The sequence below is a fragment of the Bacillus sp. z60-11 genome (assembly GCF_046464135.1).
Classification (GTDB): Bacteria; Bacillota; Bacilli; order Bacillales; family Bacillaceae; genus Bacillus; species Bacillus sonorensis_A.
The window spans coordinates 282,485-303,184 of record NZ_JBIYSN010000003.1; the positions used below are offsets into that span (position 1 = coordinate 282,485).

General features: G+C 47.1%; 22 protein-coding genes. 14 read left to right on the forward strand and 8 right to left on the reverse strand.

The annotated features are described in order from the left end of the window. Positions 1 to 62: 62 nt before the first annotated feature. A complete protein-coding gene (locus ACINLD_RS11250; protein ID WP_077735981.1) occupies positions 63 to 1,277 on the forward strand; it encodes a DUF418 domain-containing protein in 1,215 nt (404 codons plus the stop codon). A gap of 53 nt (positions 1,278 to 1,330) precedes the next feature. Continuing rightward, positions 1,331 to 2,173, forward strand: coding sequence for an NAD(P)H-hydrate dehydratase (locus ACINLD_RS11255; RefSeq protein ID WP_077735982.1), 843 nt, complete (start codon positions 1,331 to 1,333; stop codon positions 2,171 to 2,173). A gap of 44 nt (positions 2,174 to 2,217) precedes the next feature. Here the strand turns inward: ACINLD_RS11255 and ACINLD_RS11260 are convergent, their stop codons facing one another. From ACINLD_RS11260 to katA, 4 genes are all read right to left on the reverse strand, one after another. Beyond that, entirely contained in the window at positions 2,218 to 3,234 is a 1,017-nt protein-coding gene (locus ACINLD_RS11260; protein WP_026589252.1) for a polysaccharide lyase family 1 protein, read from the reverse strand. A 334-nt stretch (positions 3,235 to 3,568) separates the two neighbouring features. Then, entirely contained in the window at positions 3,569 to 4,519 is a 951-nt protein-coding gene (hemH, locus tag ACINLD_RS11265; RefSeq protein WP_026589251.1) for a ferrochelatase, read from the reverse strand. Between the two features lie 8 nt (positions 4,520 to 4,527). Continuing rightward, positions 4,528 to 4,941 carry a Fur family transcriptional regulator gene (locus ACINLD_RS11270; protein WP_026589250.1) on the reverse strand — a complete coding sequence of 138 codons (414 nt, stop codon included), beginning with the start codon at positions 4,939 to 4,941 and terminating at the stop codon, positions 4,528 to 4,530. Between the two features lie 85 nt (positions 4,942 to 5,026). Then, the gene (gene katA / locus ACINLD_RS11275) at positions 5,027 to 6,490 is read right to left on the reverse strand and encodes a catalase KatA (RefSeq protein ID WP_026589249.1); all 1,464 of its coding nucleotides are present in this window, start codon (positions 6,488 to 6,490) and stop codon (positions 5,027 to 5,029) included. A gap of 187 nt (positions 6,491 to 6,677) precedes the next feature. Between katA and ACINLD_RS11280 the strand changes: the two genes are divergently transcribed. After that, positions 6,678 to 8,276, forward strand: a complete 1,599-nt coding sequence (locus ACINLD_RS11280) for a catalase (protein ID WP_026589248.1) — start codon at positions 6,678 to 6,680, stop codon at positions 8,274 to 8,276. A 41-nt stretch (positions 8,277 to 8,317) separates the two neighbouring features. Here the strand turns inward: ACINLD_RS11280 and ACINLD_RS11285 are convergent, their stop codons facing one another. Then, positions 8,318 to 9,526, reverse strand: a complete 1,209-nt coding sequence (locus ACINLD_RS11285; protein WP_026589247.1) for an MFS transporter — start codon at positions 9,524 to 9,526, stop codon at positions 8,318 to 8,320. Positions 9,527 to 9,677: 151 nt separating this feature from the next. On the opposite strand from ACINLD_RS11285, the gene sigY reads away from it, so the two are divergent. The 7 genes from sigY to ACINLD_RS11320 all read left to right on the forward strand — a co-directional run bounded on the left by sigY (position 9,678) and on the right by ACINLD_RS11320 (position 13,938). Next, positions 9,678 to 10,211 (forward strand): RNA polymerase sigma factor SigY, encoded by a 534-nt coding sequence (gene sigY / locus ACINLD_RS11290; RefSeq protein ID WP_026589246.1) that lies wholly within the window; start codon positions 9,678 to 9,680, stop codon positions 10,209 to 10,211. Further along, positions 10,208 to 10,531 (forward strand): YxlC family protein, encoded by a 324-nt coding sequence (locus ACINLD_RS11295; protein ID WP_026589245.1) that lies wholly within the window; start codon positions 10,208 to 10,210, stop codon positions 10,529 to 10,531. The genes sigY and ACINLD_RS11295 overlap by 4 nt, the downstream gene beginning before the upstream one ends. Then, complete coding sequence (locus tag ACINLD_RS11300) at positions 10,532 to 10,747, forward strand: hypothetical protein (protein WP_026589244.1); 216 nt, start codon at positions 10,532 to 10,534, stop codon at positions 10,745 to 10,747. After that, on the forward strand, positions 10,747 to 10,956 hold the full coding sequence (locus tag ACINLD_RS11305) for a PLDc N-terminal domain-containing protein (RefSeq protein WP_026589243.1): 210 nt from the start codon (positions 10,747 to 10,749) through the stop codon (positions 10,954 to 10,956). The genes ACINLD_RS11300 and ACINLD_RS11305 overlap by 1 nt, the downstream gene beginning before the upstream one ends. Further along, a complete protein-coding gene (locus ACINLD_RS11310) occupies positions 10,956 to 11,843 on the forward strand; it encodes an ATP-binding cassette domain-containing protein (protein WP_409444384.1) in 888 nt (295 codons plus the stop codon). Before ACINLD_RS11305 ends, ACINLD_RS11310 begins: the two co-directional genes overlap by 1 nt. After that, positions 11,840 to 12,616, forward strand: coding sequence for an ABC transporter permease (locus ACINLD_RS11315; protein ID WP_026589241.1), 777 nt, complete (start codon positions 11,840 to 11,842; stop codon positions 12,614 to 12,616). Before ACINLD_RS11310 ends, ACINLD_RS11315 begins: the two co-directional genes overlap by 4 nt. A 104-nt stretch (positions 12,617 to 12,720) precedes the next feature. Continuing rightward, the gene (locus tag ACINLD_RS11320; RefSeq protein WP_026589240.1) at positions 12,721 to 13,938 is read left to right on the forward strand and encodes a multidrug effflux MFS transporter; all 1,218 of its coding nucleotides are present in this window, start codon (positions 12,721 to 12,723) and stop codon (positions 13,936 to 13,938) included. Between the two features lie 44 nt (positions 13,939 to 13,982). Here the strand turns inward: ACINLD_RS11320 and bslB (ACINLD_RS11325) are convergent, their stop codons facing one another. Both bslB (ACINLD_RS11325) and bslB (ACINLD_RS11330) read right to left on the reverse strand, forming a co-directional pair. Beyond that, complete coding sequence (gene bslB / locus ACINLD_RS11325; RefSeq protein WP_409444383.1) at positions 13,983 to 14,456, reverse strand: biofilm surface layer hydrophobin BslB; 474 nt, start codon at positions 14,454 to 14,456, stop codon at positions 13,983 to 13,985. 235 nt (positions 14,457 to 14,691) lie between these two features. Then, entirely contained in the window at positions 14,692 to 15,297 is a 606-nt protein-coding gene (gene bslB, locus ACINLD_RS11330; protein WP_026589238.1) for a biofilm surface layer hydrophobin BslB, read from the reverse strand. 285 nt (positions 15,298 to 15,582) lie between these two features. Between bslB (ACINLD_RS11330) and ACINLD_RS11335 the strand changes: the two genes are divergently transcribed. The 4 genes from ACINLD_RS11335 to ACINLD_RS11350 all read left to right on the forward strand — a co-directional run bounded on the left by ACINLD_RS11335 (position 15,583) and on the right by ACINLD_RS11350 (position 19,735). Then, positions 15,583 to 16,242, forward strand: coding sequence for a rhamnogalacturonan acetylesterase (locus tag ACINLD_RS11335; RefSeq protein WP_409444382.1), 660 nt, complete (start codon positions 15,583 to 15,585; stop codon positions 16,240 to 16,242). A 114-nt stretch (positions 16,243 to 16,356) separates the two neighbouring features. Continuing rightward, positions 16,357 to 18,072: an ABC transporter ATP-binding protein gene (locus tag ACINLD_RS11340; RefSeq protein ID WP_409444381.1), complete on the forward strand. Its 1,716-nt coding sequence runs from the start codon at positions 16,357 to 16,359 to the stop codon at positions 18,070 to 18,072. Between the two features lie 141 nt (positions 18,073 to 18,213). Then, positions 18,214 to 18,522 (forward strand): PadR family transcriptional regulator, encoded by a 309-nt coding sequence (locus ACINLD_RS11345; RefSeq protein ID WP_026589235.1) that lies wholly within the window; start codon positions 18,214 to 18,216, stop codon positions 18,520 to 18,522. Positions 18,523 to 18,541: 19 nt separating this feature from the next. Continuing rightward, positions 18,542 to 19,735: a chromate transporter gene (locus tag ACINLD_RS11350; protein WP_077735991.1), complete on the forward strand. Its 1,194-nt coding sequence runs from the start codon at positions 18,542 to 18,544 to the stop codon at positions 19,733 to 19,735. Positions 19,736 to 19,773: 38 nt separating this feature from the next. Here ACINLD_RS11350 and prpB read toward each other — a convergent pair whose 3' ends face one another. After that, the gene (prpB, locus tag ACINLD_RS11355) at positions 19,774 to 20,691 is read right to left on the reverse strand and encodes a methylisocitrate lyase (RefSeq protein ID WP_026589233.1); all 918 of its coding nucleotides are present in this window, start codon (positions 20,689 to 20,691) and stop codon (positions 19,774 to 19,776) included. Positions 20,692 to 20,700 lie beyond the last annotated feature (9 nt).

The following is a 20,700-nucleotide window of genomic DNA, read 5'->3' on the forward strand; positions in this document are numbered from 1 at the left end:
AACTGGGGTTAAGCGGCCATTGATATAATCAATTCATATGACAGGTGAGGGAGAGGAAACGATTGAATATTCAACTGCGGGAAGAGCGGGTGATTTGGTTGGATCAAGCGAGGGGGATTGCGCTTTTCGGGATTCTGCTGGCAAACATGCTGTTGTTTCAATACGGGATGTGGGAGGATTTATCCTTTAAACCGTTGCCATCCTATGACCACTGGGCATATGAATGGACAAGGATTTTTGCTGTCGGCAGCTTTATGCCGCTGTTCGCTTTTTTATTCAGCTACGGTATGGTGTTAATGAAAGACAGATTGGAACAAAAGGGAATCGTGACATATCGTCGCATTTTTATACGGCGCTTTCTGATACTGGCTGCCTTTGGCGGTTTGCACGGCTATTTTCTTTGGGATGGAGACATTTTGCTCAGTTACAGCATCATCGGAATCGGCCTGTTGTTTCTGTTTATCAACCGGAAACCGAAGACCATTTTGATTTGGGCGGTCAGTCTATTCGCGTTCTATGTTCTCATCTGCTATGGAAGCGGAGGGGCGGAGCCTGATCAGGAATTAGCGGCATTTAATGAGCGCACGGCCCTGGTGATGCAAAACGGAGACTATTGGGAGATCGTGTCCTACCGGGCGAATGAGGTCGTTCCTTTATTCGGTGTTGAGGATGAGCTTCCGGAATGGATGGTCATGGTGATGATCCTATTGATCGCTCCTATTTTTACGCTGTCTCCTTTTCTGTTCGGTTTATATGCGGCGAAGAAAAAATGGCTCCATCAGCCCCGGCTTTATTTGAAGGGAATCCGCAAAGTTTTCATTGTGACACTCGCTCTCGGTATTCCTTTGAAAACACTGCCGATTGTTTGGGATAATCCGGCCGTTTATATGCTGAGTGAAGGCGTCGGACCGCTGTCGCTGACATTTTGTTACTTGACGGGAATTGTTTTGATCTCGCAGTCTAAAGGGGGACAGCGCGTTTTAAAACCTTTTGGAGCCGTTGGAAGATTATCGCTGACAAACTACCTCACACAAAGCATCGTTATGACCTTTATTTTTTACGGGTATGGTCTGGGGTTGTTCGGAAAGCTCGGCGTATTGGCCGGCATCGGTATTGCCGCTTTGTTTTTTCTTTGTCAGACGGCAGCCAGCGTTTGGTGGACCAGCCGGTTTCGCATAGGGCCGTTTGAATGGCTGTGGAGATTGGGAACATATTTGAAGCCGCCAGCTTTCATGAAGAGGAACATGACGGGCAAAGGGCATTCTGTGGCAAAATAAGAATAGGGTTCACAGTTTAAACAAACGTTTGATTTAAAAGGATGTGAAGAAGAATGGCTGAAGAAAAACCGCCGATTTGGACAAAAGAACGGGTGAAAGCAACCCTTCCGAAAAGGGGAAAGGACAGCCATAAAGGAACATTCGGAACAGGGCTGCTGCTGGCCGGAAGCGATGATATGCCGGGGGCGGCTCTGCTCGCGGGCTATGGCGCGATGAGAAGCGGCATCGGAAAGCTTGTCATCGGCACATCAGCGGGTGCGGTGCCTTTAATCGTTCCTGTTCTGCCTGAAGCCACCTATTGGCGGGACGGCTTGAAAAGGGTGGGAAATGGGGAATTGGAGATGTGCTTTCGGGCGATTGCCCTCGGCCCCGGGCTCCTTCCGTCTGAAGCAACAGAACGGGCAGTACGTATGGTATTGAAGGAAGAATGCCCGGTTGTACTTGATGCCGGTGCTTTGTCAAAACGAATGTACCCGTCTCGCGAAGCACCGACGATTTTGACGCCGCATCCAGGAGAATTTTCGAGAATCACCGGTCTGTCCATTCAAGAGGTGCAAGCAGAGCGCGTTTTTCTTACGAAAGAATGGGCGGCCAAACTCGGTGTAACGATCATTTTGAAAGGAAATGAAACGGTCATCGCTTTTCCCGATGGAGAGTGCTGGAGAAACCAGACCGGTAACAACGCATTGGCAAAAGGAGGTACGGGTGATACATTAACCGGAATGATTCTCGGCATGCTGTGCTGCCACGAAAACCCGAAAGAAGCGGTGCTGAATGCTGTCCATCTGCACGGCGCCTGTGCCGACGCTTGGACAACATCCCGCTCGCCCCATACATTGCTTGCACATGAACTGTCCCAATGGCTGCCTGAGGTATGGAAAAAGTATGAGGAATAAAAGCGGAAACGTCCGAAGAACCCGGACGTTTCCATCTGGAGGTATTAAGGATTGATTTTACCGATGCCGGCATTTTGCCTGACGATTGATTTCACATTGTCCACGCTGTCGAGTGAATAGCTGTAAGGCGGTTTATAGGATGTTGTCGATGTAGTCGGCATGCTGCCTGTCGAGTTGACAAATTTATTGTTGGACACATCCCAATAGCCAGGTTTATCACTGTACCAGGAGACAATTGGATCTTTGGCATTTTCAAAGAGGTTGTTTTCGATTTTGAGACGGGCGCCCATTCTTGAGTTGATGCCGCTGTCGATAATGTTGCTGTAGTAGTTGTTGTAAAGATGGCCTTCACCGAATCGGAATGCTGGAACGCGGGAATTCAAGTTTGCAAACCAGTTATGGTGAAATGTGATCGTCCGGTTGTAATTATCGCTGTCTGAGCTGCCCATCAGCATGGATTTCCACGCATCATGCACATAGTTCCAAGAGAACGTAATGTATTTTGCATCTTTTTTGACATCAAACAATCCGTCATAATAATCTTTGTCAACATTCAAGCTGTGATACAGTTCATTATGATCGACCCAAATATTGTTGGAAGGCCCTTCAATGCTGATCGCGTCTTTATCGCCTGATGCGACTTCATGGATTTTTAAGTTGCGGATGATGATGTTTTCGGCGCGCCACACTTTAATGCCGATCCCTTTTAATTCACCTTTTGTTCCGGAGCCGACAATCGATACGTCTGATACATCTTTGATGTCAATTTTTGATGCCGATGTATTGGAGGTTGTGATTGTGCCGTTGACATAAATTTTTAAGGGCGTGTTTGAACTTTTATTCTTTAGTGCCGCGAGCAACTGATCTCCCGTCGTGACGGTCACTGTCTGGCCGCCTTCTCCGCCGGTTGTTCCGCCGTTTAAAGAAGCGAAGCCCGTCAAGCTGAAATCGGCAAGCGGGCCTGCCTTGAATGAAGATGACGCTTCTGCGGAAACCGCTGTTGATAACGATCCGATAATCCCCAAAACAAAAATGAACATGATACTGATGATTTTCTTCATCGTATTCCTCCTTTTTTCTTTTTTAAAACCCTTTTAGGAAGCGCTTGCATTTATGGCGGATAGACTAGGTTGGACACGATCAACCCTCCCTTTTATTGGAATTACGGAGATCATAGCACATAAAACTGAATTATCTGAATAATCATGAAGTGAGTTGGAGTCGGCTATAAGCTGGTGATTATGACAAAAGGCATGAATCTGAGGCGAAGCGTATCAAGGTGGGGGAGCATTTGTCATATTTGATTGAAAAAAGGGGACGTTTTGCAGATGGGTGTTATGGTTGCTTGTGCCGATGGTGAAGAGGCACACATTTTTATGAAGTACAACAGAGCTGCTAAACCAGCTCTGTTGTAAAATGACCGGCAGTTTTTTTTAATACGACGCGGGCAAGCACATCGATAAAACGGGGGTCGGTATTCGGCATCGGCGGACGGTAATAAGGGGCGCCGAGCTCGTCTGTAATGACTTTGCATTCATAGTCATTATCATAAAGAACCTCCAGATGGTCGGCTACAAAGCCGACTGGAGCGTAGATGAAGGATCTGTAGCCTTCCCGGTAAAGCTTTCGGGTCAGATCCTGTACATCGGGACCGAGCCAAGGGTCAGGTGTATTGCCTTCGCTTTGCCAGCCGGCAGTGACCTGGTCAAAAGGCAGCCGTTCTGCGATCTGTTTTGCGGTTTCTTTAAGCTGATCTGGATATGGATCGCCATGCTCCTTGATCTTTTCCGGCAAGCTGTGGGCTGAGCAAATCACAATGGTTTTTTGCAATTCGTCTTGAGACATCTGTTTAAGAATCCGGTTGATTTCTTCTGTCCAGTAACGGATGAAGCCCTCTTCCTGATGCCACTCATCAATGGACGCGATCCGGGGGCCGCCGATGTTTTCCGCGGCTTTTTGGGCGCGCCGGTTGTAGACTTCGGTACTAAAGGTGGAATAGTGAGGGGCTAAGACGATGGAAACGGCTTCTTCAATGTGGTCCCGCTTCATTTGCTCAACCGCATCCTCGATAAACGGAGAGATGTGTTTTAAGCCGAGATATGAGACATATTCCACTTCATTTTGCCGGGAGTTTAACACATCTTCGAGTTTTTTTGCCTGAGCCTCCGTTATTTTTGCCAAAGGAGAGATCCCGCCGATATGCTTGTAGCGGTTTTTCAGGTCGTCGATCATCTCATCGGTCGGTCTTTTTCCATGGCGGATGTGCGTATAGTAGGGAATGATATCGTCTTCTTGATAAGGAGTTCCATAAGCCATGACGAGCAGGCCGATTTTTTTTCGTTTCATATGTTTTTTCACCTCTGTTGCTCCTGGCATGCCGTACAGACGCCATAAATACCTAAATAATGCGTATTCACTTTGAAATGCGTCAACTGTGCGGCTGCGTGTTCAACCTCTTTGAGCTGTGGATATTCTAAATCTACGATTTTGCCGCATGATTTACAGATGACATGATAATGCTGTGATTCAAACAGTTCATATTTGCTTTTTCCATCTCCATAAGGCAGTTCATTTAAAATGCCGAGCTTCACAAATAATTTCAAATTGCCGTATATCGTCGGCAGGCTCATGTAAGGCAATTCGCGGTGTATATCTTCCGCTGACGGGTGGTCATTTAAAGTAATGATCGTTTTTAAAATCAGCACCCGCTGAGCTGTCACCCGCAAGCCGCGTTTCTTTAATAAAAAAACGAGCTGTTCTTCTTCCACATGTAACATCCCCTGCCATTCTGAATTAAGGACAGGCATCCGCTTGGCTGTGACGGATGCCTGCAAGTTTTAGAAAATGAAAAACTTATGCTTTAGCCTCCTGCGGGACAGATAGGTTCAGCCCTTCTGCGACGCGTGTGCCATATTCCGGATCAGCTTTATAGAAATGCTGAATCTGGCGAAGCTTAATTTCATCTTTTGTTACTTGTTTCATTGAACCTACGATATTGTTGACAAGACGGGTGCGTTCTTCTTCGCTTAAGAGGCGGTATAAATCACCCGCTTGCGTGTAGTGGTCATGATGGTCGTAAGCTACACTGTCAGCCGAACCTGATACCGGATAAGCGGTTGTTTTTTGTTCAGGCGCTTCCGCAGGTCCGCCGAAGCTGTTCGGTTCATAATAGACGGAACCGCCGCCGTTTGAGTCAAAGCGCATTTGGCCGTCGCGCTGATAGTTGCGGACTTCCGCTTTCGGGCGATTGATCGGCAGGCTGTTGTGGTTAGCGCCTACGCGGTAGCGGTGGGCATCCGCATATGCGAACAGGCGTCCCTGCAGCATTTTATCCGGAGACGGTTCAATGCCGGGCACCAATGTTCCAGGAGAGAATGTCGCCTGCTCCACTTCTGCAAAATAGTTTTCCGGATTTCGATTTAGAACCATGCGGCCGACTTCAATCAAAGGATAATCTTTTTGCGACCATACTTTGGTGACATCAAATGGATCAAAACGATACGTATCAGCGTCTTCCAAAGGCATGATCTGAACGTAAAGCCTCCAGGCCGGGAAGTCTCCTTTTTCAATCGCTTCATATAAATCCTGCGTATGATAATCGGGATTTTCGCCCGCAATCTTTGTGCCCACTTCTTCGGTCAAGTTTTTAATGCCCTGCTCTGTCTTGAAGTGGTATTTGACCCAAACCCCTTCGCCTTCGGCGTTGACCCATTTGAATGTATGGCTGCCAAAGCCGTGCATATGCCGGTAAGTGGCGGGAATGCCGCGGTCGGACATCAGGATTGTGACCTGGTGCAGGGATTCAGGGGATAATGACCAGAAATCCCAAACGGCGTCCGGGTTTTTCAAGTGTGTGACCGGATGGCGTTTTTGTGTATGAATGAAGTCAGGGAATTTGATCGCATCGCGGATAAAGAACACCGGTGTGTTGTTTCCGACAAGATCGTAGTTCCCCTCCTCTGTATAAAATTTAACAGCGAATCCGCGCGGATCGCGGACGGAATCCGCTGAACCATTTTCACCTGCGACAGTTGAAAAACGAACGAATAATGGTGTGCGCTTTCCTACGTCTGATAAAAATTTGGCTTTTGTATATGCTGAAACATCATTTGTCACTTCAAAATAACCGTGTGCACCGGCGCCTTTTGCATGAACAACCCGTTCAGGCACGCGCTCTCTGTTGAAGTGTGCGAGCTTTTCAAGCAGGTGGACGTCCTGTATTAGAGTCGGTCCCCGGGAACCAGCCGTCATTGAGTTTTGGTTGTCGCCAACCGGAGCTCCCCAGCTGGTTGTCAGGTTGTTTTGGTTTGTCGTCATTAAAGGATCACCTCGCGTTAAATTTCATTACAAAATAATGATAACACTTCTCAAGAAAAAAACAATATTTATTTATAATAATTATAAACAAAAATTTATTATCGATGATTACATAGTGTCATGATTCCGAATAACTTTCCCGAATTGGGATAAATTAAGGACGATTCCAAATAAAGGAGTGTATAAGATGGAGCACAGCTCAAATCAGCAAAAGTCCGATATGGAAACAGACGACACATTGACAAACCGCCAGGGGCATCCTGTAACAAACAATCAACATATCAGGACCGTCGGCAATAGAGGCCCTTCGACATTGGAGAACTATGATTTCTTAGAAAAGATCAGCCATTTTGACAGAGAAAGGGTTCCGGAGCGGGTCGTCCATGCGCGGGGAGCCGGTGCGCACGGATATTTTGAGGCTTACGGGACGGCAGGCGACGAACCGGTTTCAAAGTATACGAGAGCGAAGCTGTTTCAGGAAAAAGGCAAAAGAACTCCTGTATTTGTCCGTTTTTCCACGGTTACGCACGGGATGTCTTCACCGGAAACGCTGCGTGACCCGCGCGGATTTGCGGTCAAGTTTTACACTGAGGATGGCAACTGGGATCTTGTCGGCAACAACCTAAAGATCTTTTTTATCCGCGACGCCATCAAATTCCCTGACTTGATCCATGCGTTTAAGCCTGATCCTGTTACAAACCTTCAGGATGGCGAAAGAATCTTCGATTTTATCTCAAATACTCCGGAAGCGATGCATATGATCACCTTCTTGTTTTCACCATGGGGTATTCCTGCAAACTACCGGCAAATGCAGGGGTCCGGCGTGAACACATACAAGTGGGTGAACAAAGAAGGGGAAGCCGTCCTTGTGAAATACCACTGGGAGCCGAAACAAGGCATTAAAAATTTGACGCAAAATGAAGCGGAAGAGATTCAGGCGAAGAATTTCAATCATGCCACACAAGATTTGTATGAAGCGATTGAGCGCGGAGATTATCCGGAGTGGGAGCTGTTCGTGCAAATCATGAGCGATGATGATCATCCGGAGCTCGATTTTGATCCGCTGGATGACACCAAACTCTGGCCAGAGGATCAATTTCCATGGCTTCCTGTCGGCAAAATGGTGCTCAATCGAAACCCTGAAGATTATTTTACAGAAGTGGAGCAGGCTGCATTCGGGACGGGCGTGCTTGTGGACGGGCTCGATTTTTCCGATGATAAAATGCTGCAAGGGAGAACCTTTTCCTACTCAGACACGCAGCGCTACAGAGTCGGGCCCAACTATCTCCAGCTGCCGATCAATGCTCCGAAAAAAAGGGTGGCGACCAATCAGCGGGGAGGGCAGATGCAATACAAGGTCGATTTAGGCAAAAATCAAAGTCCGCACATCAACTATGAACCTTCAACCATCAACGGGCTGAAAGAAGCGAAACAGGACGGCAAGGAATACACCCCGCATGTTGAAGGAAATCTGGTCCGCGAATCGATCGACAGGCAGAATAATTTTAAACAGGCGGGAGAGACCTACAGGCAGTTCGATGATCGGGAAAAAGACGAATTGATCACAAACCTGGTCAATACACTCGCTCCATGTGACAACAGAATTCAAACGAAAATGATCGATCTGTTCAAGCAATGTGATTCGGAATATGGAAGCAGGATCGAGGAAGGCTTGAAAAACGCCTCAAGTCAAAATACATCCAGCAGGGAACCGATCGGAGCGGAAGGTGCGGAAGACGCGCCGAAGCAGGCGGAGGAAAAAGGGCATAGTGAAGATCCTTATTAAAAAAGTGACCGTATGCACCCGCATACAAAGAGCAGGCATCATCACCGCCTGCTTTTTGTACGGGTAATAAACTGCCTGGAAACCAGCATCACTCCTGCCCCCCCTAATGACAAAGCGCCTGCAAACCAAAAGACCTCGCGCAGGCCGAACTGTTCGGCCACTTTGCCGGCCGCAATCGGGCCGAGAAAAAAACCGAGCGCATAAAAGGATTGATAAAAGCCCATGACAGACATCTTCAGCTTCGGGGTGCCGATCTGCACGACCTGGCTAACCAGAAGCGGAAAAATAAATCCTAATGTCAGTCCGGTCACAGCGTGTATCAGGCATACGGTGAAAAGCGTTTTCGCAAACGGCAGAAGGCCAAAAAAAACAGCCGTTATCACATAAGACACGAAGATAAGGCCATCCGCGCGCTTCGTATTGTAGAAGATGCACCATATAGATGCTCCCGCCTGAGGAATAAAAAACGCGCACATGATCCAGATCAGCTGTTCTTCATTGATTCCGATCGTCTCTGCATAGATGGGCGTGAATCCGAACACCGTCATAAACAAAACGGCGTGGGCTAAAAACGACAGAATTGCAATCGCTTTCAATCGCGGCAGTCTCCAAGTCTGTTTCACATAGTCTGACAGCCTCATCCCCTTAACCGGCTCCCGCGCCCCCTGATCTTTAATAAAAAACGAGAGAACCAGACCGATAAATGAAACGATGACCCCGATCCAAAACGGAAACATCCAGCCGAATAAATGGACGAGATATCCGCTGACAGCCATGCTGACAAACTGCGGCAAAACCGTCAAAAACTGCAGAATCCCCATCGCTTTCGCAGAACGGTCTTTTGTAAAATACTGCGCGTATAAAACGGTTGCCATCACCCACATGGCTGCGGTAATCCCTGCCATAAGCCGGGCGGTGATCACCATCAAAAACGAATCGAAAAACAAAAAGATCAAACTGCTCAAAAGGGACATGGCAAAGCCCGTGATAAACAGCTGTTTTCTCAGCGGGGCAAGGACATCCGACAGAATCCCGAACGGGAACCTTAACAAAATCTGTGTGATGCCGTAGCTTCCCAAAATAATCCCGATCGCTGAATAGGAGAAACCGATGTTCCCTAAATACAATCCAAAAACAGGGACATAAATATATGTAGCAAACCAGAAGCAAAAGACGGCTCCCCCAAAAATCACATGGTCTTTCTTTAAAATTTGACTTTCTTCATAAACAACTTTTTCCCGTAGTTCCATTCCCTTTATCTCACACCCCTTTAATCTCAAGTACACCATAAATAACGGGCTGAAAACAAGATCATTTTTTATCTTTTTACGATAGAATTGAACGGTTTGCTGGCGGAGATCGTCTTAGATACAGATACAGAAAAGGGGGTTTGGCATTTTAGTGGATCAAGCAGATGAAAAAGAACTGATTAAACAAGCAAAAAATGGGGAGGATGCCGCTTTTACAAAACTGTTTCAGCTCAATTACCCCTTTTTATATCAATATGTGCTGAAATTAACGCTTCATCCTGAGCTGACAGAGGATTTGGTTCAAGAAACAATGTTGAAAGCGTATCTTGGCCTTCAGCAATTTCAGGGAAACGCAAAATTTTCAACATGGCTGATTTCAATTGCTTCCCGGCTGTTTATCGACCATCAGCGCCGAAGAAAGAGCGAGAAGCGGAAAACGCGGGCTGCGGAAGAGGCAGCTTTGCGAAAAATGAAATGGGAATCTTCTTTGCGCGGCCACGAATGGAGCGAATACTTGGAGCTGTTCGCTGCACTTGAGCCTGAGTTCAGAATGCCAATCCTATTAAGACATTACTACGGGTTTTCATACCCTGAAGTGGCAAAAATGCTGAAAATAAAAGAGGGTACTGTCAAATCCCGCGTGCATCATGGGTTAAAGAAAATTCGAAAGGAGTGGGAACGGTGAATGAGCAAGAGGAAAAAGAAATGGTAACACATTTGAAGAGGGAATTGAAAATGATTGACGATACCTTTGATCCTTCGGTTCCTCATCAATTTGAGCTGGATCAGCGTTTGGCCCAATTTAAAAAAGAGCGCAAACGGGCGCTCCAAAAGGAATTGCTTTGTTTTATCGGCGCAGCGTTGGTGATTTTATCGGTTTATTTGACGATCTTCATTCAAGTTCCAGCTGTTTTTATGATGTCGCAGGTAGTGGCGCTTGTATTGCTTCCGGCGCTCGCCGTGTTAGAAAAAAGGCGGCGGACGGCTGATGGGGAGGCTGAGTAGATGAACCTTGAAATGAATCAAGAAAAACTGCTGGTGCTCCTTTTGATCTCACCGCTGTTATTCGCACAGAGCATTTTTCTTTTTCTTGATGCGAAGAAAAAAGGCAGCAACGCGTGGTTTTGGGGAATATGGGGCCTGATTCAAACTCCGATGCCTTTATTATTCTATTATTTATTTGTTGTACGGCCGTTTCATAAGAAAAGGAGGACCCCTTAATGGCTGGAGCAGATATACCTTGGGCGTTGATCGCCCCTTTCATTGTGCTGTATTTGATTTTAATATTGTCCGCATTGGTCAGTTGCTTAAAGGAGGAAACAAATGGTCCGAAGTGGCTGTGGGTTTTGATCATCGCAGGGATCAGTTTTATCGGTCCTGTCTCTTACTTTGTCATCGGTAAAAAAACACACGGCAGGAGGCGTATTTGATGTTGTCCGTCAATCATTTAACGAAAATATATAAACAGCACAAAGCCGTCCAAAATATCAGCTTTGACCTCCGGCATCAGCAATGCACCGCACTGCTCGGACCTAACGGGGCGGGTAAAACAACGACATTGCAAATGCTGTCTGGTCTGTTGACGCCAACATCCGGGCGTATACAGTTTTTAGGCCGGGAATCGATAAACCGGTCGGAAATCGGATACCTGCCTCAGCATCCCGCTTTTTTCTCCTGGATGACGGCTCTGGAATATATGCTGTTTGCTGCAAGGCTTTCAGGGCTGAAACGACGTGAGGCATTGAAAAAGAGTCGAAACGCTTTGCGCTATGCCGGTCTGGAAAGGGATGAAGGCCGGAAAATCGGCGGTTTTTCGGGAGGAATGAAGCAAAGGCTCGGACTGGCACAAGCTCTAGTACACGAGCCAAAGCTATTGATCCTGGATGAACCTGTTGCAGCACTGGATCCGGCAGGACGGCGCGAAGTGCTCGACATGATGAAAGAGTTAAAAAAGAAGATGACGATTCTATTCTCAACTCATGTACTCCATGATGCAGAAGAGGTTTGCGATCAAATTATCATGCTGAAAGAAGGGGCTGTCAAATGGTCAGGCCCGCTTCACCAATTAAAGTATCAGCATCACACACCGTCCTGCATTTTGGCCGCTGAAGAAAGCCTTGAAGGATGGCTGGAACATTTGCCTTACGTCAGCAAGGTTGCATATGAAAAGCCTTCAAAGGCTAAAATTTTTTTAACCGAGCAATCCGATCACCGTCGCTTACTGGCAGAATGCTTGAATCGACATGTATCCATTCTTCGTTTTGAACAAAAAACACAGTCTTTGGAAGATATTTATATGAAGGTGATGGGGCTATGAATTCATTTTATATTTTATTCCAAAAAGAATGGAAGGAAAGTTGGAAGGGCGGAAAGATGCTTTGGATGCCTGCCGTTCTGATCCTTCTTGGCTTGATTCAGCCGATCAGCCTGTATTATATGCCCGAGATCATCGACATGGCCGGGAATCTTCCGAAGGGGGCTGTCATCGACATACCAAGGCCGAGTGGGGGGGAGGTTATGGCAAGCACCTTGTCCCAGTTTGGAACGGTTGGTACTGCGATTTTCGTTTTCAGTGTGATGGGCAGCATTGTCAATGAACGGAACGAGGGCTCCCTTTCATTAGTGATGACGAGGCCTGTCAGTCCGTTGTATTATATTGGCAGCAAATGGCTTCAACAGGGGTTGCTCGCATTGGCTTCATTTGCTGTGAGCTACGGTCTAGCCTTTTATTATACAAATCTTCTATTCAGTAAAGTTGAGATTGAACGTTTTCTATTCAGTTTATTCGTATACAGTATATGGATTCTATTTGTGATGACGATGACAATGTTTTTCAGCGCTTTGTTCCGTCGTGTCGGAGGGATTGCCGGTGCGAGCATCAGTGTGACGGCGGCACTTTCATTGGCGGGTTCGCTGTTTCCCCGCTTTACTAAATGGACGCCGGATAAAGCGCAAAACCAAGCCAGTTATTTTATCCTCCACGGTTCATGGGATGATGCTTTTTACTGGATGGTCTTTTCATCGTCAGCTATTGTGCTTCTTTTGTTTATGTCAACCGTATTTGTTTTTAAAAGATATGAAGCTTACTAATCTGCCGGGCTAGCCCGGTTTTTTTTATTGTCAGGATCATGAAAGTAGGTATACAATACACTGAAAGATCAGTTTTCCGCCTTCAATATGAAAGGAGTGATCCAATGAGTATACCAAACAGCCAGGCAGATATTGCACCTCGGGTGAAAGCGCAGCCGAACAGAGTGTGGATTGCTGTCATATTGGGCATTTTATCCGGAATCGGACCGGTTGTGATCGACTTGTATTTGCCGGGGCTTCCGCAGATGGCGGCTGATTTACATACGAATGCTTCCGTCGTTCAGCTGAGTTTAACATCGTGTTTATTGGGATTGGCGCTCGGGCAAATTGTCATCGGCCCTTTTAGTGATGTATTGGGCAGAAGAATACCGCTTATTGTTTCATTAGCCGTTTTTGCCGCGGCGTCATTTTTATGCGCCTTGACATCATCTGTGTGGGTGTTGATCGCCATGCGGTTTATTCAAGGTGCGGCGGGAGCGGGCGGCATCGTGATATCCCGAGCGATAGCCCGGGACTTATATTCGGGCACAGAATTGACGAAGTTTTTCTCGTTACTGATGTTGGTTAACGGGATTGCGCCTATCATTTCTCCGGTTGCGGGTGGACAGCTGATGAAATTTGCAACTTGGAACGGCGTCTTTTTGATCATCGGTCTCTTTGGCATGATCATGATTCTGTCCGTTATATTTGGAATTCGAGAGTCTCTTTCCCCGGAAAATCGGACGAAGGGCGGTTTCAAGGAGACGTTCGCATCATTTGGAAAACTGTTTGGTCAGCGTTCCTTTATGGGGTATGCTTTGGCGCAGGGGTTGATCGTTGCCGGGATGTTCGGCTATATATCTGCTTCTCCGTTTGTTTTGCAAGACATTTACGGGCTATCGGCACAAGCTTTTAGCTTTTGTTTTGCACTAAACGGTTTAGGCATTATCATCGCTGCCCAAATCACGGGCCGGCTTGCGGAGCGGTTTGGAGAAGCTGCCATGTTGAGATGCGGGCTGGGCATATCTTTGACCGCCAGCCTTGTCCTGTTCATAACCGTCTTCTTTCAAGCAGCGCTGTTTTTCGTTTTAATTCCGCTGTTTGTGGTCGTTTCCTGTATCGGAATCGTGACGACGTCAAGCGGATCATTGGCCATGCAAAGCCAAGGAAAGTCAGCAGGGAGCGCATCAGCGCTTTTGGGACTTTTACCGTTTATTTTGGGAGCGGCGGCTGCGCCGCTTGTGGGCATCGCCGGAAGTCATACGGCTTTGCCGATGGCCGCCGTTATTTTAGTTTGCAATATCGGTGCATTGACCTGTTATAAAGTGCTGGTCGGAAAATAAAACAGCCTGCCGGCGAAACTGCCGGCAGGCTTAAATAGTGATGTTTAACGAGGGAAGATCTCCACTGTGGTTTCAGCGTGATGATAGTTTCTGCCGAATTTTTGCATCTCAGCGGTGATTGTGTGTGTACCTGCGTTAGGCAGCGTTTTCCGGACCATCACCAGCTTAAACTGTGAAGAGCTGAAAGCATAAACGGGCACTCTGACCGTCTGTCCGTCATTTAAAATTTGTGTATAGCTCAATGTTCTCCCGTTCAGAGAATCCCTTGTATTGGCATGAAAGCGGTAAGGGAAGTTAAATTCAACATAGCTGGCGCCGACGAACGAGTTTGGCCTGTAAGTGACTTCGATGTCAGAGGTTGTCCACTCTTTATTACTGTCAACCGTTTCAACATGAAGTGTCGGAGCGCTTCTGAAAAAGGAAGCGTTTGCTTTTTGTGCCGGAAGAATAAATGAAAACAGTGCTGCTGAGGATAATAGACCGACACACAATTTACCGATGAATTTTCGTTTAAACATAAACATTCTCCTCCCTAAAAACGAATAGAAAACAGTCGCTAAAAAGGAAATAATAAGATTTAAAACTACTATATTCCTTTTCCTGCTTATGTTAATCTATCATTCATTACCAATGAAGTAAATATTTTTTATAAAATATTCAAAAAAATATGAAAAGAGTGTGAAAGGGGGAGACCTGTTTATGTGCGGCCTTAAGGCAAAGGCTCATTCCCTCTGCCTTAAGGATGTCCGCTATTTAACGAGGAACAATCTCCAATGTTGTTTCGGCATGATTAATGTTTTTCCCGTTTTGCTTTAGTTCAGCGGTAATTCTGTGCGTGCCTGCGTTCGGAAGCGTTTTCCGCACCATCACAAGCTTAAATTCAGATGAGCTTAACGCATAGACTGGCACTCTGACCGTCTGCCCATCATCTAAAATTTGTGTGTAATCAAGTGTTTTACCATTTAGTGTATCCCTTGTGCTGGCGTGAAAGCGGTAAGGGAAATGAAACTCGACATAGCTTGAACCGACAAATGTATTCGGTTTATATGTGATTTCAATATCGGAAGTTGTCCATTCTTTATTGCTGTTAATGGTCTTGGCCTCAAGCACAGGCTGCTGAGTCGGATTATCCGGCTGCTGCGGGTTGTCCGGATTGCCTGGGTTGCCAGGTTTCTGCGGTTGATCCGGACAAGGCTTCCAAGGATGCGGCTTGTGCGGATGGCAAAAAATCGGGCATCTGTAGTGGCTGGTTTTCACTTCTTTTGCGCTTGCCTCAGAAGTAGGAAGAATAAATGAAATTAATGCCGCTGACGTTAATAGACCAACACTGATTTTACTAATGAATTTCCGTTTTCGCATCTGAATGTTCCTCCTAAATGGCAATGTAAGTGTTAGAGGACGTCCTAAAATATTCAAGAAAAGGTACAATTACGATCGCGATCTACTAAATTCCTTTTCTTGTTTACTTAATCTATCATCATTTACCATACAAGTAAATATTTTTAGTTAATTTTCTAAAAAAATTTAAAATAATTGATAGTTTTCTGTCAATTGAGGGTGTTTTTCTATAAAAAAGAGTCGTATAAAGAACAAAATGGATTAAAATGTATATTTATTGTAGTGTAGAAAAAAGGGGGATGGAACATGCAAGACATTCAATTATTCTTGGCTGGGGACTCAACGGTATCAGACTATGATGCTTCTGTTGCCCCGCGTGCCGGATGGGGTCAAAAAATTGGAGAGTATGTGAAGCCGGGCTTGTTGGTCCGGAACGAAGCGGCATCGGGGAGAAGTTCAAAAAGCTTTATTGAAGAAGGCAGGCTGGAGAAGATATTGAAGCAAATCAGAGGCGGCGACTATTTATTTGTCCAGTTTGGACACAACGATCAAAAACCGGATGAACGCCATACAGATCCCTTTGGAACATTCAAGGTCTATCTCGGCCGCTATGTCGATTCGGCAAGGCGGAAAAATGCCAATCCGGTGCTGATCACACCGGTAGCAAGGAGAGCGTTTGACAATCAAGGCTGTCTAACCGATACGCACGGCGACTATCCCGATGCGGTGAGAGAGCTTGCTTCAGAGCTTCAGACACCGCTTATTGACCTCGCCTTAAAAAGCGGCCGATTGCTGCAATCATTGGGGCCTGAAGCTTCGAAAAAACTGTTTTTGTGGCTTGAACCTGGGGAGCATCCCAATTATCCAGACGGTGTCAGTGACAACACACACTTCTCTGAATACGGCGCGGGAGAAATCGCGAAGCTTGTCGTTCAGGGCGCTCGGGAGGCTGGGCTTCCTTTATGAGGCCGTGTACCGCTTGAGAATAATTTTCAATTATTTTTCAAAACTTTTGCACTTCGCACCGAAAACTATGATACGATCTATTTCGTAAAGAGTTTAGATAAGGAGTGCACATCTATGATACGCCGCTTTTTTTCATACTATAAACCTCATAAACGGCTGTTTTTTATTGATTTCAGCAGTGCGATTATCGTCGCTCTTTTAGAGCTGGCGTTTCCTTTGGTTGTCCAATGGTTCATCGATACGCTGATCCCCGGGGGAGAATGGTTTGACATCGTCTGGGTCAGCATCGGACTGCTTGTGATCTATTTGCTTAGCACGGGTCTTCAGTATATTGTCAATTATCTCGGGCATAAACTGGGGATCAATATTGAAACGGACATGCGCCAGGATCTGTTTCAGCATGTGCAGCGCCAATCGTTCCGCTATTTTGATAACACGAAGACCGGGCATATTATCAGCCGCATTACAAACGATCTGTTTGACATCGGCGAGCTTGCCCATCACGGACCGGAAGATCTGTTTATCGCGGTCATGACCTTTGTGGGAGCGTTTTGGATCATGCTGACGATCAATGTAAAGCTCGCGCTCGTCGCGATTTTGTTTGTCCCGCTTTTGATCATATTGATCACTTATTCAAATATTAGAATGAACCGGGCCTGGAGAGAGATGTACAGTGAGCTTGCCGATGTCAATGCAAGGGTTGAGGACAGCGTGTCAGGTGTTCGCGTCGTTCAATCGTTTACGAATGAACGTTTTGAGATTTCCCGTTTTTTAAAAAACAACCAAAAATTCCGCAAGGCCAAGCTGAAAGGCTATAAAACAATGGCGCTGACGACGGCGGGAACATTTTTGATGACCCGTCTGATGATTCTCGCGGTCCTTGTGTTCGGAGCATGGCTCAGCTTTTCCGGGAACATGTCATACGGCGAATTTGTCGGTTTTGTTTTGTATGTCAATGTTCTGTTTAAACCGATTGATAAAATCAGCGCGATTCTTGAGCTTTATCCGAAAGGGATGGCCGGTTTCAAGCGCTTTACGGAGCTGATCGATACCGAGCCGCAGATCGTTGACCGCGCGGATGCTGTTGATGTTCCCGCATTGGAAGGAAATATTGTATTCTGCAATGTGACGTTTGGCTATGAAGAGCACAAGCCTGTTCTGAATGGAATCGATCTTTCGATTACAGCGGGTGAGACGGTTGCTTTCGTCGGGCCGTCTGGAGCGGGCAAAACGACGATCAGCTCACTGATTCCCCGCTTTTACGATGTGGACGGCGGTGCGATTACGATTGACGGAATCGATGTCCGCGACATGACAAAGCGGTCGCTTCGTTCACAAATTGGGATTGTCCAGCAGGATGTCTTTTTATTTACAGGCACTCTCCGCGAAAACATCGCCTACGGAAAATTGGATGCAACTGATGAAGAAATCAAACGAGCCGCCAAAATGGCGCATTTGGAACAGCTGATAGCGTCGCTTCCGGACGGCTATGAAACACAGGTCGGTGAAAGAGGGCTGAAGCTGTCCGGCGGTCAAAAACAGAGGATCGCGATCGCGCGCATGTTTCTTAAAAACCCGCCGATTCTCATTTTGGATGAAGCCACATCCGCTCTTGATACAGAGACGGAGCAAATCATCCAAAACGCTTTGACAGAGCTTGCAAAAGACAGAACAACGCTCGTCATCGCCCACAGGCTCGCCACCATCCGCAATGCCGACCGGATTGTGGTCGTCACCGAAGACGGAATCGCGGAAGAAGGATCACACGATGAATTGGTTGAAAAAGGCGGGGTTTTCGCCAGCCTGCACCGCGTGCAATATCAATCTTAAAAGGAATGGGCAAGCCTAAAGCAAGGCTTGCTTTTTTCCGTTCAAATGAGCTTGAAATTGGAGAAAGCAGATGTTACACTCCAATTATGTAAAGCCGATATCGGATTTCGATATTGGATATCGATAAAAGGAGGTGCTGTATTGGAAGATAAAGTGCTGCGAAAACTATTCCTTGGATTTATTCAAATACACATTTTGCATCATGCCGGTGAACAACCGATTTTCGGATTATGGATGTTGGAGGAATTAAAAGAACACGGATACAACATCAGTGCGGGCACATTATATCCGATTCTCCATTCGATGGAGTCCGATGGACTTCTCGTCAAAGAAGAACGAAATGTAGACGGGAAAATCAGAAAGTATTATTCCGCCACGGAAAAAGGCATGGGCGTGCTGAAAGAAGCCAGATTGAAAGCATATGAACTGTTTAAGGAAATTAAAGAATAGCCGAAAGGAGTTTAAATCAATGACAAAGCATCAAGCGGATCGAAGATTAAAGACGCTGATTGAAATTCTTTTCGTTTCAACAAGGCTTGGACTGACGTCTTTCGGCGGGCCGATTGCCCACTTGGGATATTTCCACGCAGAGTATGTCCGCAAAAGAAGATGGCTGGACGAAAAAAACTACGCCGATCTGGTCGCGTTATGCCAGTTTTTGCCCGGTCCGGCCAGCAGTCAGGTCGGGATCGGCATCGGCGTCATGCGCGCCGGTGTGCTCGGGGGAATCTTGGCGTTTATCGGATTTACGCTCCCGTCTGTCATCGCATTGGTGATCTTTGCCTTGCTCCTTCAGGGACTTGACATCGGGACAGCCGGCTGGATTCACGGCTTGAAAATCGTTGCCGTTGCCGTGGTCGCACAAGCGATCCTCGGCATGGCGCAAAAACTGACGCCTGATTTAAAGCGAAAGGCGATTGCGTTATTCGCGCTTGTCGCCACACTGCTTTGGCAGACGGCTTTTACCCAGGTTGGCGTCATCATACTGGCCGCTTTTGCAGGCTATCTTTTCTACAAAGAGCAAAGCGAAACGGCCGCTTCCGTCATGGAATTTCCGGTGTCCCGCCGGTTTGCCGCCGTTTGTCTAAGCTTATTTTTCGGACTTCTCGTCCTTCTCCCGGTTTTAAGGGACATGACATCCATAGGCTGGGTCGCGATGTTTGACAGTTTTTACAGATCGGGTTCTCTCGTATTCGGCGGCGGGCATGTCGTCCTGCCATTGTTGGAGCGTGAATTTGTTCCAACAGGATGGTTAAGCGAAGAAGCCTTTTTAGCCGGGTACGGTGCGGCTCAAGCGGTTCCGGGTCCATTGTTTACGTTTGCGTCATATCTCGGCGCTGTGATGAATGGCTGGCAGGGGGGACTGCTGGCAACGGCCGCGATCTTTTTACCGGCCTTCCTGCTCATTTTGGGAACGCTGCCTTTCTGGGATGCGCTGCGGCGAAATCCAAAAATAAAAGGGGGATTAATGGGTGTGAACGCAGCTGTCGTAGGCATCTTGATCTCGGCGTTCTATCAGCCGATCTGGACGAGTTCGATCCTCACGCCGCTCGACTTTGCGTTAGCAGCCGTATTGTTCAGCCTGCTTGTTTATTGGAAGCTTCCGCCTTGGATCATTGTGGCGGCGGGGGCAGCCGGTGGGGCTTTCATGACATTGGTGTAAATGAAAAAGGCTGCCGATTGGCAGCCCTTTCGTTTGGATTAGCGGTTTTCTTTTCCGATCTCGGGCAGTATGGTCTTGGCGATGTTTTCGTCCATTTTTTCATAATCATAGTAATGTATGGCATCATACAGCTCTTCGCGCGTCTGCATATCCTTTAGTGCGCCTTTTTGCGTGCCTTTTTCGTAAATTTCCGTGAAGACCCGCTCATACGCCTTCGCGGCGGCCCTTAGTGAAGTGACCGGATAAATCACCATGCTGCATCCGAGCAGTTGAAATTCCTCCGCCGTGAAATAAGGGGTTTTTCCGAATTCCGTCATGTTGGCGAGCACAGGCGCCTTGATGGCAGAAGCCATTTCTTGAAACTCGGCCGCGCTTGTCAATGCTTCCGGAAAAATTGCGTCAGCTCCCGCCTCAGCATACAGATTGGCGCGTTTGACGGCGGCTTCGGTTCCTTCCACAGCCTTTGCATCCGTGCGCGCTACGACAACAAGTGATGGAGCGGTTTGTTTGATCGCTTTGATTTTTGCGATCATGTCCCTGGCCGGGAGCAGTGTTTTTCCGTTTAAGTGTCCGCATTTTTTCGGAAGCTGCTGATCCTCGATTTGAACGGCCGCGACTCTGTTCTCCGCCATTTCCGCGGCCGTTCGCGCCGCATTCAAAACACCGCCGTAGCCTGTGTCAATATCGACCAAAAGCGGGAGGTTCGCGGCTCTGACAAGTTCACGGGCTTTTTCCGCCATCTCCTCTGAGTGAATCATCCCGAGATCCGGCATTCCCCGGCTTGCCGTATAAGCGGCGCCCGAAAGATAGAGCGCTTGAAAGCCGATTTTTTTAGCGGTTATCGCCGCCATTCCGTCGTGGACACCGGGGATTTTCAAAATATCCGGCGCTTCCATGAGCCGTCTGAAGCTCTCGGCGAGTTCTTTCTGGCTCGCTTGTTTTGAAACAATCCACATGTTAAAACC

Bases quoted from the DNA above. Each gene is read 5' to 3' on its own strand.
- ACINLD_RS11310 (WP_409444384.1), top strand. From the start codon at position 10,956: ATGTTGTCCGTCAATCATTTAACGAAAATATATAAACAGCACAAAGCC.
- ACINLD_RS11280 (WP_026589248.1), top strand. From the start codon at position 6,678: ATGGAGCACAGCTCAAATCAGCAAAAGTCCGATATGGAAACAGACGAC.
- bslB (WP_409444383.1), bottom strand. From the start codon at position 14,456: ATGTTTAAACGAAAATTCATCGGTAAATTGTGTGTCGGTCTATTATCC.
- ACINLD_RS11335 (WP_409444382.1), top strand. From the start codon at position 15,583: ATGCAAGACATTCAATTATTCTTGGCTGGGGACTCAACGGTATCAGAC.
- bslB (WP_026589238.1), bottom strand. From the start codon at position 15,297: ATGCGAAAACGGAAATTCATTAGTAAAATCAGTGTTGGTCTATTAACG.
- hemH (WP_026589251.1), bottom strand. From the start codon at position 4,519: ATGAAACGAAAAAAAATCGGCCTGCTCGTCATGGCTTATGGAACTCCT.
- ACINLD_RS11255 (WP_077735982.1), top strand. From the start codon at position 1,331: ATGGCTGAAGAAAAACCGCCGATTTGGACAAAAGAACGGGTGAAAGCA.
- ACINLD_RS11350 (WP_077735991.1), top strand. From the start codon at position 18,542: ATGACAAAGCATCAAGCGGATCGAAGATTAAAGACGCTGATTGAAATT.
- ACINLD_RS11260 (WP_026589252.1), bottom strand. From the start codon at position 3,234: ATGAAGAAAATCATCAGTATCATGTTCATTTTTGTTTTGGGGATTATC.
- prpB (WP_026589233.1), bottom strand. From the start codon at position 20,691: ATGTGGATTGTTTCAAAACAAGCGAGCCAGAAAGAACTCGCCGAGAGC.
- katA (WP_026589249.1), bottom strand. From the start codon at position 6,490: ATGACGACAAACCAAAACAACCTGACAACCAGCTGGGGAGCTCCGGTT.
- ACINLD_RS11305 (WP_026589243.1), top strand. From the start codon at position 10,747: ATGGCTGGAGCAGATATACCTTGGGCGTTGATCGCCCCTTTCATTGTG.
- ACINLD_RS11315 (WP_026589241.1), top strand. From the start codon at position 11,840: ATGAATTCATTTTATATTTTATTCCAAAAAGAATGGAAGGAAAGTTGG.
- ACINLD_RS11300 (WP_026589244.1), top strand. From the start codon at position 10,532: ATGAACCTTGAAATGAATCAAGAAAAACTGCTGGTGCTCCTTTTGATC.
- ACINLD_RS11320 (WP_026589240.1), top strand. From the start codon at position 12,721: ATGAGTATACCAAACAGCCAGGCAGATATTGCACCTCGGGTGAAAGCG.
- ACINLD_RS11285 (WP_026589247.1), bottom strand. From the start codon at position 9,526: ATGGAACTACGGGAAAAAGTTGTTTATGAAGAAAGTCAAATTTTAAAG.
- ACINLD_RS11340 (WP_409444381.1), top strand. From the start codon at position 16,357: ATGATACGCCGCTTTTTTTCATACTATAAACCTCATAAACGGCTGTTT.